This is a genomic window from Streptomyces sp. NPDC037301, from assembly GCF_055602785.1.
In genome coordinates this window covers 3,979-15,863 of sequence record NZ_JBVJWD010000093.1, presented here as the reverse complement: position 1 = coordinate 15,863, position 11,885 = coordinate 3,979, and the positions used below count along the sequence as shown (strand labels likewise).

General features: G+C 68.7%; 13 protein-coding genes and 1 pseudogene. 7 read left to right on the top strand and 7 right to left on the bottom strand.

The genetic code is table 11. From position 1 onward, the window contains the following. Window positions 1–1,180 precede the first annotated feature (1,180 nt). The gene (locus ACZ7IB_RS46965; RefSeq protein WP_470921347.1) at window positions 1,181–1,876 is read left to right on the top strand and encodes a hypothetical protein; all 696 of its coding nucleotides are present in this window, start codon (window positions 1,181–1,183) and stop codon (window positions 1,874–1,876) included. Then, a complete protein-coding gene (locus ACZ7IB_RS46960; RefSeq protein ID WP_470921345.1) occupies window positions 1,873–2,298 on the top strand; it encodes a MarR family transcriptional regulator in 426 nt (141 codons plus the stop codon). The genes ACZ7IB_RS46965 and ACZ7IB_RS46960 overlap by 4 nt, the downstream gene beginning before the upstream one ends. Before the next feature lie 424 nt (window positions 2,299–2,722). On the opposite strand, the gene ACZ7IB_RS46955 is transcribed toward ACZ7IB_RS46960, so the two are convergent. Beyond that, a complete protein-coding gene (locus ACZ7IB_RS46955; protein ID WP_470921343.1) occupies window positions 2,723–3,430 on the bottom strand; it encodes an alpha/beta fold hydrolase in 708 nt (235 codons plus the stop codon). Between the two features lie 619 nt (window positions 3,431–4,049). On the opposite strand from ACZ7IB_RS46955, the gene ACZ7IB_RS46950 reads away from it, so the two are divergent. Then, window positions 4,050–4,712: a class I SAM-dependent methyltransferase gene (locus ACZ7IB_RS46950; RefSeq protein WP_470921341.1), complete on the top strand. Its 663-nt coding sequence runs from the start codon at window positions 4,050–4,052 to the stop codon at window positions 4,710–4,712. A 64-nt stretch (window positions 4,713–4,776) separates the two neighbouring features. Here ACZ7IB_RS46950 and ACZ7IB_RS46945 read toward each other — a convergent pair. Further along, window positions 4,777–5,118: pseudogene (locus ACZ7IB_RS46945) on the bottom strand (transposase); the annotation flags it as partial. A 423-nt stretch (window positions 5,119–5,541) separates the two neighbouring features. On the opposite strand from ACZ7IB_RS46945, the gene ACZ7IB_RS46940 reads away from it, so the two are divergent. Further along, window positions 5,542–6,804, top strand: coding sequence for an SLC13 family permease (locus tag ACZ7IB_RS46940; protein WP_470921340.1), 1,263 nt, complete (start codon window positions 5,542–5,544; stop codon window positions 6,802–6,804). A 5-nt stretch (window positions 6,805–6,809) separates the two neighbouring features. Next, window positions 6,810–7,310, top strand: a complete 501-nt coding sequence (locus tag ACZ7IB_RS46935; RefSeq protein WP_470921339.1) for a universal stress protein — start codon at window positions 6,810–6,812, stop codon at window positions 7,308–7,310. Window positions 7,311–7,385: 75 nt separating this feature from the next. Here the strand turns inward: ACZ7IB_RS46935 and ACZ7IB_RS46930 are convergent, their stop codons facing one another. Further along, entirely contained in the window at window positions 7,386–7,589 is a 204-nt protein-coding gene (locus ACZ7IB_RS46930; protein WP_470921338.1) for a hypothetical protein, read from the bottom strand. Between the two features lie 158 nt (window positions 7,590–7,747). Here ACZ7IB_RS46930 and ACZ7IB_RS46925 point away from each other — a divergent pair, with 158 nt between their 5' ends. Next, a complete protein-coding gene (locus tag ACZ7IB_RS46925) occupies window positions 7,748–7,975 on the top strand; it encodes a DUF6207 family protein (RefSeq protein WP_470921337.1) in 228 nt (75 codons plus the stop codon). A 19-nt stretch (window positions 7,976–7,994) separates the two neighbouring features. Here ACZ7IB_RS46925 and ACZ7IB_RS46920 read toward each other — a convergent pair whose 3' ends face one another. Then, window positions 7,995–8,504, bottom strand: a complete 510-nt coding sequence (locus ACZ7IB_RS46920) for a Ku protein (protein ID WP_470921335.1) — start codon at window positions 8,502–8,504, stop codon at window positions 7,995–7,997. 79 nt (window positions 8,505–8,583) lie between these two features. Further along, complete coding sequence (map, locus tag ACZ7IB_RS46915; protein WP_470921334.1) at window positions 8,584–9,366, bottom strand: type I methionyl aminopeptidase; 783 nt, start codon at window positions 9,364–9,366, stop codon at window positions 8,584–8,586. A gap of 65 nt (window positions 9,367–9,431) precedes the next feature. Between map and ACZ7IB_RS46910 the strand changes: the two genes are divergently transcribed. Further along, the gene (locus ACZ7IB_RS46910; RefSeq protein WP_266753008.1) at window positions 9,432–9,734 is read left to right on the top strand and encodes a helix-turn-helix domain-containing protein; all 303 of its coding nucleotides are present in this window, start codon (window positions 9,432–9,434) and stop codon (window positions 9,732–9,734) included. Window positions 9,735–10,110: 376 nt separating this feature from the next. On the opposite strand, the gene ACZ7IB_RS46905 is transcribed toward ACZ7IB_RS46910, so the two are convergent. Beyond that, on the bottom strand, window positions 10,111–10,491 hold the full coding sequence (locus ACZ7IB_RS46905) for a hypothetical protein (RefSeq protein ID WP_470921333.1): 381 nt from the start codon (window positions 10,489–10,491) through the stop codon (window positions 10,111–10,113). A gap of 778 nt (window positions 10,492–11,269) precedes the next feature. Beyond that, window positions 11,270–11,885: beta-propeller fold lactonase family protein (locus ACZ7IB_RS46900; protein ID WP_470921331.1), on the bottom strand; the 616-nt coding region annotated here is incomplete at its 5' end.

Here is an 11,885-nt window from a genome sequence, read left to right as displayed (position 1 = left end):
CCCGCGGAGCGGGATATGCCCCGGCAAGCCGGGGCATAGAGCGCCGAATTGCGCAAGCGCAATTCGAATTCCAGCGCAAGCGCTGGAATGGAATTCCGTAAACGGAATTCCGGACGGAATGCAATTCGCGCAAGCGCGAATTGGAGGCGACCGCGCAAGCGCGATCACCGGGGCTGGCTACGGGGGAGGTGCATCACGCGCGGGACTGTGTAGGGCTTGGGAATCCCAGCCACCACCCCCGCAACGACCGTGACGGATCGTCGGGTCGCATGGGTGCCGGCCCCCACCGCAGTGACGGGTTCCGCTGCGCTCCACCCTGACCCCTCCCCACTCCCGAGCTTGCCCGCTCACGTTCACTAATACCCCGCCAGCATACACGCCAACTCGCCACCGTGGGGCGGAATCCGATGGGACGTCATGCGCGAGGGTGAACACGCGCTGTGGATGATGCATCAGGCGCGTGCACTGTGTAGCGTTTGGGTCCTGGCCGCGCCACCCCCGCCCGGCCAATAAACTACCGGTTGAATTCAGCATTGCGCGGCCCGAAATGGCTCAGCCACGGAAAGGAAGCTCAGATATGGGACCGGTTGAATTCAACGTGCGGAGGTACCGGAGCCGTCCGGCCCCCCCCAGGGCCGGACGGCGGAACCGCCCACCGGCACCGGCCACGCTTCCCGGTTTTTGATCGTCACGGTCGGCACCACCCGAGACTCAGAGCCGCTGCTGCCGTCCACGACTCGCACTGGGGCGCGGCGCCGCACGCGAAGCCGCCTCAGCCACAACGGGATCCGGCCCGCGCGGTGTCCGAGGACATCAGATAGGAGAGAGTCAGCGTTTCTGCTGGTCACAGCCTTGTGGGTGGGGGCGCAGTGTCGCCTCAGCGGGGACATTCGAACCCCGTGGTGTCCCCGCTGAGTAGACACAGAGCGGCCGAAAGGTCAGAAGAACTGACCTTAGACCCCGCAAAGAGGTCGGGATTCCTGACCTCTCGCGCTTCCTGTGTCACCTTCAGCGTTCCGCACGAAACGCTGCCTTGTTCATCCCAACCCCCGGGGAGAGATGTCACCCCAGGGGTGACACACGACGCGCCAGGGGTCAGAAATGCCGACCTGTAGGTCAGGAGTGCTGACCTACTGCTACCTTGCTGTCGCCTGGGATCTTGAAGTGTGGAGAGTCGTCCGTGTCTGATTCGTCGAGTCGCCGTCGTGCCCCGAAGCCTGCGCGTCAGCCCGGCCTCGATCCTGACAACCCGTTGACCGCTTTCGGCTCGCGCCTGCGCAGCATCAAGGACCTGGATGACCTGGCACGGCAGTACCCCGACCGGGACATCAACGTCGGCCGCAAGCGCCAGAAGCTGGAGTTCTACTCCAGCGACGACCGGCCGAACGCCTTCGCGATGGCGAGCCTGGAATTCCTGCTGGTCATCGCGCAGTACTACCGCGAGGCGTTGCCCCTGCGGCTGATCCTGCTGCTGATCGCCGGGCAACGGGCTGGCGGACAGATTCCGCTCACTCAGGACGACATGGCGGCCATTTTGGACGTGCCGCGGCAAAAGGTGAACCCGGCGCTCCAGGACGTCATGGAGCACGGGATCGTGCTGAAGCGGCGGCCCGGCGTTTACCAGTTCAACCCGCCTTACTCGTACGTCGCGGCCGAACTGGTCCGTGGCGTCGAAGGCCGCACGGAGTATGTTCAGATCGATCAGCAGGACGCATTGGAAGAGCTGCGGGCGGGAAGTCTGCCGGAGCTGGTGCGCTATCCATCGCTGCAGCACATGCGCGAGGCAATCGAGGAACTGCGCAAGGAGCGGGCCGCGAAGCGTCGGGACCGACGCAAGCGGTTCGATGCACAGACGGAGAAGGAGCAGGGACAGTGAGCAGGGGAATGCTGTTGTTCACGCCGGTCAACGCCGAAGGGGTCGTTGCGGCCCTGGACCTGCCTCAGACTGCGTACCGTGTGCTGTTCGCACTGCGCTCTCGCAGCGAGTCCGGTGGCCGGGTCGAGATGGGCCAGAACCAGATGGCGGCCTTGCTGGGCCTGAGCCGCCCCAGCGTCACGTCCGGCCTCCGCGAACTGATACTCGCTCGCCTGGTCACCAAGCAGCGCAACGGCGTCTACCGTATCAACGCGATGCTCGCCGGCTACGAGTCGACTGCCGCGGCGCAGCGCGCCATCGATGACATGGACGTCGACGACCGGCTGGACGACCCGGACTTCGTCGCCCGGTACCACCAGGCCGTCGAGGACTACCGCGAACAGCTCGCCCTCGAACGCCGCAAGAAGCTCCGCGTTGCCTGACCCTGGTCGTTGAACGTACGGCGCTGTACCCCCGGTTGCAGCGCCGCTTCCATGCTCAGGACCGAGGCACCACGGACACGAAAAGGTGGCAGCAGCGCCACGGAACTCAGCCGAGGGTCAGGCCGGCCTGACCGTGCAGCTACGCGGCCGGACCCGCGCGCAAGTGATCCCGACTGGGCGACGGGTCGGTGTGCGAGCGCGCGATCAACTCCGCGATCTCGACGGTGCGGTCGGAGACGGCCAACCCACAGGTGAGCACGCTAGTGGTGTGTCGCCAGCGGCGTAATTGTCCAAACAGGGTGGGCCAACTCGTTCAAGCAGGGCTGGACAACCTGGTGCACACCGTTCCCCTCCGGGGGAAACCGCAGCTCAGCGGTGCGCAGCGAGGGCGGCCTGAGCTGAACGGTCCGGCTACGAGGCGTGATCAGGCCGCGAAGCCCTGAATCAGTTCTTCCAGCGTGGCGCTGACCTCTTCCGGTTCAGCGAGTATGGCCAGATGATGGGCCCTGCGGCGCCTGACGCGCCATCCTTCGCGCTCGGCCTGGCTGGCTTCAGCCGAGTACGCATTGCTCAGTTGCAGGTAGGCGCTGTGAGCGGGAGGAGGAGCTGGGCATTCAGGAGCAGGCTCGTCGAAGTAGGCCAGGGGGACACGGGGGAGTTCTTCGCAAAAGCGCCCCCGCAGAGTGGGGTCGGGCAGGAGTTCCTCGATGGTGCCTGGCGGGAACCATTCGTTCCAGGGCGGCAACATTCCCTGCCTGGTAAGCCTCCGCAGCTGATCCCGCATTTCGGTAGGCACTGTGTCGAACCAGGCGCGGCCCGGATGCGGCAGCAATGCGTCGACGAAGACCATGCCGACGACCGTGGCCGCCGTCGCATGAGCGACCGCGGGCAGCAGAGCGCCGGCGCCGCTGTGACCGACGAGAACGATCCGCCCGTCGGCTCGCCGAGCGATGTCATCGGCGACGGTGACGGCAAGCCTCGCGTAGTACGGTCCAGCATCCGCTAACACCCCTCCCAGGGAGGGCACGACCGTCATGTGCCCGCGCGCGCGTAGCAGCCGCGCGACTGATTGCCATGTCAAAGCGCCTACGAGCGGGCTGTGTACCAAGACCAGGTTCGGATGTCCTCGCATGACACCTCATTCTCGATCACCAGGGAGCCGTTCGGGGCTCACGGACAAGACAAGCACCTCGGCTCGCCATCGGCCGTGGCGCTGTGCGGCGAGGAGATAGGGGAACCGTGTTGTTCTGGTTCTCCAAAACAACCGGCTGCTGCTCCGGCGAGTGCGTACATCGTTCCCCTGGAGGGGAAACGTGCAGCGAGCAGCACGGGCGCTGGCGCTGTATGCAGCAGCCGTGCATAGATCTCGCGTGGAACATCACGGAACTGCGATGTTATGCAGCCGCCACTGCCGTACTGCTGCCCTCAGAGCAGCGGCGTTGGGGCCGGCCGGGGCAGGCCTGCTATCCGTGCAGCAGCCGTGTGCCGCCTGGCCCATGCAAATGCTGCGCTGCACCCACGACACCACCGTGCTGCCACTGACGACCACTACCGCTATGCAGATATCCGCCGCCTTGGGGCGAGTAATTGTCAAGACTTGTGGATGGCCGCTCGACGGTTGTCCCGATCACGGAGGACGTGACCGCCGCGATCTGACGGGCTGTGACTCGTTTTTCGCCGCTGCAACGGCTGCCCCTGCGGTGATCGAAATTGGATCGTCTGCGGCTCGTGGTCAGCCGTAGGGTGCGGCAATGGACTGGAACGCCTGGCATGGCAAGTACGACGTAGCGGACTCCTGGATGGCACGGAGGCTGCGGACCGTTCAATCGCAGACCCGGGCTGCCCTGGACGATGCCCCGGCCGGGCCGCTGAAGGTGATCAGCTTGTGCGCCGGGGACGGTCGTGACCTCCTCCACGTCCTGTCTGATCATCCGCGCCGCCACGAGGTGCGGGCGCGGCTTGTCGAGTTGGACGCCTGCAACACCGCCGCGGCTTCGGAGACGGCCCGCCTGGCAAAGCTGGACCAGGTCGAGGTAGTGACGGGCGACGCCTCCCTCATCGACCAGTACCGGGACATGACCCCCGCGGACCTCGTTCTGGTCTGCGGTGTCTTCGGAAACATCACCGACAGCGACATCGAGGGCACCATCGGCGCCTGCAACCAGTTGTGCAAGACCGGTGGCAGCGTCATCTGGACTCGCAACCGTGCCGCCCCCGACCGAGTGCCCATGATCTGCGATTGGTTCGGCGAGCAGGGTTTCGAACTGCAGTGGCTGTCCGAACCGGGTGCTGGCTACGGGGTCGGTGTGCACCGGTTCACCGGCACGCCTCGACCCCTGCACACCGGCACCCGGCTGTTCGAGTTCGTGGGCTACGACGTGCTCCGTCGGCGCGAGACTGCACAATCCGGCTGACCTCTGTCATGGCAGCCCCACTCCTGTCTGAGTAATTGCCCTATCCCGGCCAGCCGCCACAAGATCAGGCAGCGCCCCGCGAACCTTCGACCAGGACGCCACTCTCGAACCGGGCGCCCGTGCGCACGAGGTGGGCTCCGGTGATCGCCCGCCAGCGGGCCTGGGCGGACTCGACGAGTTTGAACACCATCGCGAGGGCTGCGGCGGGGCTGCCGGCGCCGCGGGTGACCTTGGTGCGGAGCTTGACGGTGGAGAAGGTCGACTCGATGGGGTTCGTGGTCCGCAGGTGGATCCAGTGCTCGGCCGGGAAGTCGTAAAACGCCAGCAGCTCGTCGCGGTCGTCGGTGATCTTCGCGACGGCCTTGGGGAACTTGGCGCCGTATGTCTTCGCGAAAGCCTCGATCGCCTTAAGAACGCGAAGCAGCGCTGAACTGACGCAGCGCACTGCACACCACGGAGCCCTGGGATGTCTGGTGATATCCCAGGGCTCGGTGGTGGCTCCACCACGTCGGTGGCGAGGCGACGGGTGATCAGCTCCGCGACGTCGCCCGTACGGCCGGAGACGGCGATCAGTGCCCGCTGGGACAGGCCGTAGTCGAGCGCGGCCGCGGCGGTGTCTCGCGAGACGGATCGGTGCTGGCGGCGACGGCGCCGTGGATCGCGGCCAGGGCGCGGGCGACGTCCAGGAGCCGGTACGCCTGGGCACGGCTGAACTCCGCGGCGCAGTACGCCTTGGTCTCCGCCGCGCTTGAGTCTCGTCGGCAGGCGGCGAGGCCACGCTGAGCGACCCGCCCCGGTCGCCGACCGCAGGGCCGGAGAATATGGAGCGGTGAATACTGTGCTGGCGGAGGCTCTCTCCGCCGTCCTTCTTGCGGTGGTGCTGGCGTGCGCGGTCATCCGCCCGTGGGGCTGGCCGGAGGCAGTCGTCGCCGTCCCGGCCGCCGGTGTCGTCATTGCCACCGGGGCGATCTCGCTGGACCACGTGGCTGCCGAGGCTGCCCGGCTGGGGCCGGTGATCGGCTTCCTGGCGGCCGTGCTCGTCCTGGCTCAGTTGTGCGACGACGAGGGACTGTTCCACGCGTGCGGGGCGTGGATGGCCCGCACCGCGGCGGGACGGCCGCGCCGCCTCCTGGTGCAGGTGTTCGCCCTGGCCTCGGTGATCACTGCGGTGCTCAGCCTGGACGCGACCATCGTGCTGCTGACCCCGGTGGTGTTCGCCACCGCCGCTCGGCTGGGAGCCCGGTCCCGACCACACGTGTACGCGTGCACCCACCTGTCGAACACCGCGTCGCTGCTGCTCCCGGTCTCGAACCTGACCAACCTTCTGGCGTTCGCGGCCAGTGGGCTGAGCTTCACCCGGTTCGCCGCCCTGATGGCCCTGCCCTGGCTGGTGGCCATCACCGCTGAGTACGTCGTGTTCCGCCGGTTCTTCGCCACCGACCTGGACGCCGGCGCCACGGCCCCGGCCATCGCCCAGCCGCCGCGCGAGGTGCCGGTGTTTGCCCTGGCCACGGTGGCGTGCACCCTGGCTGGTTTCGTGGTTATCTCCGCGCTCGGGATCAACCCCGCCTGGGCAGCGTTCGCGGGCGCAGCCGTCCTCGCGGTCCGCGCTCTGGCCCAGCACCGCACCACCCCCACCGCCATCCTGCGCGCCGGCGCGGTGCCGTTCCTCGCCTTCGTCCTGGCCCTGGGCATCGTGGTCCGCGCAGTCGTCGACAACGGTCTCGATGCGGCCCTGGGCCGGCTGATCCCCGACGGCACCGGCCTTGCCGCGCTGCTGGGCATCGCCGTGCTGGCCGCCGTGCTGGCCAACGTGATCAACAACCTGCCCGCTGTGCTGGTGCTGCTGCCGCTGACCGCCCCGTCCGGGCCCGGCGCCGTGCTCGCGGTGCTGCTCGGGGTGAACATCGGCCCGAACCTCACCTACGCCGGGTCGCTGGCCACCCTGCTGTGGCGACGCATCGTGCACGCCCACGACGCCGAGGTGGAGCTGAAGGAGTTCACCCGGCTCGGCCTGTATGCCGTACCGGCGAGCCTGGGCGCCGCGGTGCTGGCACTGTGGGTCTCACTGACCGCGATCGGAGGAGGCTGACCCCCATGGCCGTGGTGGTCTGGACCGTCGAGGGCACCTGGCCCGCCTGCGTAGACGCCGCCCGCACCCACGCCCCCGAAGGCGCGCACATCATCCTGCTCCACGTCACCCCGGCCGACATCCCCGGAGCGGCGCACGGCGCGTTCGCCGGACTGCTCGGCCGCGGCCACCACGAACGCAACCCCGGTACAAGGCTGGAGCACCTGGCCGCCGCCTCCGCCGACCAGCTCCTCGCCGACGCCGCGCAGCGCCTGGGCCGCCCCTGCACCCGGCAGGAGCGCAGCGGCCGCGTCGAGCGGGAAGTCGTCGCCGCCGCCGAAGGCGCCGACCTGCTCATCCTCGCCCGCGACGGCGACCGCACCCACCTGGGCCCCCGCAGCCTCGGCCCCGCCAGCCGCTTCATCGTCGACCACGCTCCCTGCCCCGTCCTGCTGGTGTGGCCCGAACCCGCGCCCGGCATCGCCACGATCCCGCCCCCGCCACCACACCCGCCGCACCACCGGTAGCTGCTGCCCTCCGCGAGAGTTGTCGGGACGCCCAGTAGCCGGGATGCGTCCTCGGCCCACCACCCTCGATCCGCTTCAACACGTCGATCCAACAGGGAAGGTGCTGTAGCTGAGCGGCACCCAGACACGGGCGGTGTGGGCGTCGCGGACCCGGGCAACGAGCACCGCCACGGAGCGCCGGACGTCGTCCTCGCGGATCCCGGCCGTCACCTCGCGGGCGCGGGAGGCGGTCAGTGGCGGCCGCGCCGGTTCAGCGACGTCGCGGCCGTGCTCGCCCATGTCTCCGTCGTCCTCCGCGTAGGAGATCGACGGTTCGGGGACCCTCTCGCCCGTGGCTGTGAGTCGCGGCCACGGGCCCGTTTCATCCGGAGTGCTCGTACGGGTGAAACTGCAACCACCGGCGAACTGTCTGCCATTGCCGGAGCGTCGGCCCGGTCATGGAACAGATCGACTCTCTTCACGTCTCGGAACCGGGCCTGCTGGTCCTCGATCTCGCCGCGGCGGACGAAGAGACCGTCCAGGCCGCGATCGATGCGCTCGGTCGGCGCTGGGCAACGTCGGGCGGTGGCCGGGTTCGCCGTGTCCCTGGCGAGCCTGGGGTGACGGCGAGGCTGTATGCAGATATCCGCCGCGTTGGGTCCGAGGGCGCTGCGGCGCTGGACTGACTCCCGGGCCACTACGGGCTCAATTCCCTCGCCTCGCACGGGCCGCCTGGACGCTCTCCTCCAGCGCCGCCATCAGATCCACCGGCGCCGCCGGCCCCACGGGCTCGATCAGCTCGCCGCCGCTGAGTTTTGCCGTGACCAGTTGCTCCAGGGCGTGCCCGTACTGATCCTGCAGCTCGCTCTCCTCGATGCCGGGCAGTGATCCGATCAACGTCTCAGCGAGTTCGAGCTCCCGGTCTGTGACGGGCGCGGACGGAGCGAGATCACCGGGGTCACGCAGCTCGTCGGCCCAGAGCAGGGTCTGGACAATGAGCACTCCATGCCGTGGACGCAGTAGCGCCAGGCGCTCCCGGCTCCTGATGGCGATCTTGGAAACGCCCACGAATCCGGTTCGGGCGAGGGCTTCGACGAGCAGGACGTACGGTCGGTCGGCCCCAGGACCGTTGGGCCCCGCGAAGTACGGCTTGCCGTAGCTGATGGGGTCGATGTCCTGGCCCGGGACGAAGCCGAGTGGCTGGAGCGGGACCATCTGATCTTGATGGGCCGCGATCCGGAGGTGGTGGGGGTCACCTCGCAGCCGTTCTGCGCCGGCAGGATGGCACTCGGCCTCACGCCCGCGCTTGCTTCGGCATGGTGAGGATCTCCGCTCCGTCGTCGGTGATGGCGATCGTGTGCTCGCTGTGTGCCGTCCTGCAGCCGGTGGCGCTGCGGAGGGTCCAGCCGTCGGCGTCGGTGACGAGTCGGGCGGTGTCCGCCATGACCCACGGCTCCAGAGCCAGCAGCAGTCCGGGGCGCAGTGTGTAGCCGCGGCCGGGCCGTCCGGTGTTCGGGACGTGCGGGTCCTGGTGCATCGTCGAGCCGATGCCGTGACCGCCGAACTCGGTGTTGATCGAGTACCCCGCCTTGGTGAGGGCCGTGCCGATGGCATGGGCGATGTCGCCGATCCGCGCCCCGGGCCCGGCGGCAGCGATCCCCGCGGCGAGCGCGCGTTCGGTCGCACTGATCAGGGCGACGCTCTCCGGGGGCTTCGCGTCGCCCACGGTGAAACTGATGGCGGCGTCGGCGGCGACTCCGCCCAGGGAGACGGCGAGGTCGAGCGTCAGCAGGTCACCGTTGGCGAGCGGATAGTCGTACGGCCGCCCGTGCAGGACCGCGTCGTTGACGGCGGTGCAGATGTAGTGGCCGAACGGGCCGCGTCCGAAGGACGGGGCGTAGTCAACGTAACAGGACGTGGCTCCCGCCTCGACGATCATGTCTTTGGCCCACCGGTCGATGTCCAACAGGTTCGTGCCGATCGTGCTGCGGCTCTTCAGCGTCTGCAGGATGTCGGCGACCAGGGCGCCGGTGTCTCTCGCCCGGGTCAGCAGGGTGGGATTCAGGATCTCGATCATGCGGCGTCCTCCTCGCGATACCAATAACTATACCGGCCATACTGTACCGGTATAGAATTCGCACTATGGTCAGGTTGCCGCTCACTCCCGAAGAGATCGAACGCGGACAGCGTCTCGGCGCCCTCCTGCGCCGGGCCAGAGGGGAGCGTTCAATGCTCGACACCGCGCTCGCCGCACGCGTCTCGCCGGAGACTCTCCGGAAGATCGAGACAGGCCGCGTGGCCACCCCCGCCTTCCCGACCATCGCGGCGATCGCCGACGTCCTCGGCCTCTCCCTCGACGCGGTGTGGGCCGAGATCAGCGGGGCCGAACGCGTCGTCGGGCCCGCCGGCTCCACCCACCGCTCCCCGGAACGGCTGGCGTCCTGAGCGATGCCGCGGCGGCCCTGCCGGCCGGGGCGGCCGCCGAGGCGGCGCGGGCTCGGGCCCGGCTTCCCAAAGGCATCCGGGCGGGCCGTTGACGGCCTTCTACGGGGGAAGGGCTCCTTCTCATAGGCCTATTGGGGTGCAGGGGTCCGTCTGCGGTTTCGTGAGCGGGCCGCAAGCCGGGACTATCGGCGGGTTTGTCGGGGGGCCCACATCAATCGACGCCTCGATCGCCGTCTGTCACCCCTGCCCCAGCCGGCCGCCGGCATCCCTCCGGGCCTTCAACGGGACGGCTGCGCCGTCTGCGGGACGCCACTCTCCCGGGTGCTTACGGACGGGTCCGGCTGACCCGCTCAGGTTCCTGTCGAGCAAAGCGCTCCTACTGAGCAAGAAGGCGGAGCTCGCTACTACCGCCTGACCAGTCCAACTTCATTGGCAAACAGTCCAACTTCGGTGTCGGAGGACAGCCGTGCAGGGCGCGGCGGTCGCCGGACATCGCGTAGCGGCGGGCGGCGAGGCCGTGTTCGAGGGGTTCGCCGATCTGGTCGCACAGCAGCGCCAGGACGTCGGCGGCGTCGGTGTCGGAGAGGTAGGCCGGCGCGACTTCGAGCATCAGCTCCCCGATCGCGTGGGTGCTGGCGGCGAGGTCGTCGACGACGCGGCGCAGCGCGGCGATGGTCGGGTCCGTCGGCGGATCGGCGGGCGGCGGAGGCGGTGCCGTGCGGATGTCGCGGACGGCCTGGCGGACCACGGCGCGCACGGTCGGCTCATCGAGGGCCTGGAGGCCGCTGTGGGCGAGCGTGGCGAGGCGGCGGGTGATTCAAAGCTCCGCGACGTCGCCGCTGCGGCTGGAGACGTCGATCAGGGCGCGCTGGGACAGGCCGTAGTCGAGCGCGGCCGCGGCGCCCGGGTCGGTGTCTCGCGTGCGAGACAGACCGGGGCCAGCGGTGACGGCGCCGTGGATCGCGGCGAGGGAGCGGGCGACGTCAAGCAGCCGGTACGCCTGGGCGCGGCTGATGCCGAACGAACGGTTGCCCGGCCGATCACTTTCGGCTGGACTCTGCGATCACCCGGGGTCCGGACTGCGTCTCCCTGTAAGGATCTCACTAAGAGTGACTTGGCTTCGTTCACTTCAACCGACAGCGGTTGTTCGCGGGTTCCGACGGCGTTCAGTGATCATCGGCACTCTGGATGTTCATGGGAAATGACGGCGGCGTCGCCTTCTCGGTGAGCCCCTCGCTGACCTGCTTTGGGCAACGGTGCCGCGGAACGTCAGCGCCTTGCGGTCGATGCCGAGGGCGGATCAGCGCCTGTTATCTGGAGTTGTCAAGAGAACGTGCAGGTCAGCGCAAGTTCGGCCGTTCAGGCAAGTGAGTCACGTAGCGCGGTCTGATCGGTGGTCCGGTCGGGTGCGAAGGGTCGGCGGAGGCTTTGGGCGGCGGGCCGTGGTGTGGGGTTGCGTGGTCACGGGATGCCCCGGCGTCGGTGGTCCGAGGGTGGGCGGCCGGCGCCGGGGCGTTCGTCATGCCGGTGTGCGGTTACCGGGGGCCGGCGGTGGCCGTGGTTGGCCGGTCGTGGCATGGCTTTCCGTGACCCGGCTTGCCGTGGTCGGGCTTCCCGTGACCCGGCTTGCCGTGGCCTGGGCAAGGCACGACCCCGATCGCCACCCCGAACGGGAGGTCGTCGACGGGGACGGTGGCCACGACGGTGTTGGTGGCGGTGTTGATCACGGACACCGTGTCGGCGTTGGCGTTGGTGACGTAGGCGCGGGTGCCGTCCGGCGACACCGCCACCTCTCGAGGCGCATCGCCGACGGGGATGATGGCGACGACCGTGTTCGTCGCCGTTTTGATCACGGACACGTTGTCGTCGCCGGCGCTGATGACGTAGGCGCGGGTGCCGTCCCGCGACACCGCCACCCCCTGGGGCACATCGCCGACGGGGACGGTGGCGACGACCGTGTTCGTGTTCGTCTTGATCACGGACACCGTGTCGTCGTCGGAATTGGTGACGTAGGCGCGGGTGCCGTTCGGCGACACCGCCACCCCGAACGGGAAGTCGCCGACGGGGACGGTGGCGACGACCGTGTTCGTGTTCGTCTTGATCACGGACACCGTGTCGTCGTCGGAATTGGTGACGTAGGCGCGGGTGCCG

Coding starts and splice junctions, on each gene's coding strand:
- ACZ7IB_RS46950 (WP_470921341.1), top strand. CDS start 4,050: ATGGACTGGAACGCCTGGCATGGCAAGTACGACGTAGCGGACTCCTGG.
- ACZ7IB_RS46920 (WP_470921335.1), bottom strand. CDS start 8,504: ATGGTCCCGCTCCAGCCACTCGGCTTCGTCCCGGGCCAGGACATCGAC.
- ACZ7IB_RS46925 (WP_470921337.1), top strand. CDS start 7,748: ATGGAACAGATCGACTCTCTTCACGTCTCGGAACCGGGCCTGCTGGTC.
- map (WP_470921334.1), bottom strand. CDS start 9,366: ATGATCGAGATCCTGAATCCCACCCTGCTGACCCGGGCGAGAGACACC.
- ACZ7IB_RS46910 (WP_266753008.1), top strand. CDS start 9,432: ATGGTCAGGTTGCCGCTCACTCCCGAAGAGATCGAACGCGGACAGCGT.
- ACZ7IB_RS46930 (WP_470921338.1), bottom strand. CDS start 7,589: ATGGGCGAGCACGGCCGCGACGTCGCTGAACCGGCGCGGCCGCCACTG.
- ACZ7IB_RS46935 (WP_470921339.1), top strand. CDS start 6,810: ATGGCCGTGGTGGTCTGGACCGTCGAGGGCACCTGGCCCGCCTGCGTA.
- ACZ7IB_RS46955 (WP_470921343.1), bottom strand. CDS start 3,430: ATGCGAGGACATCCGAACCTGGTCTTGGTACACAGCCCGCTCGTAGGC.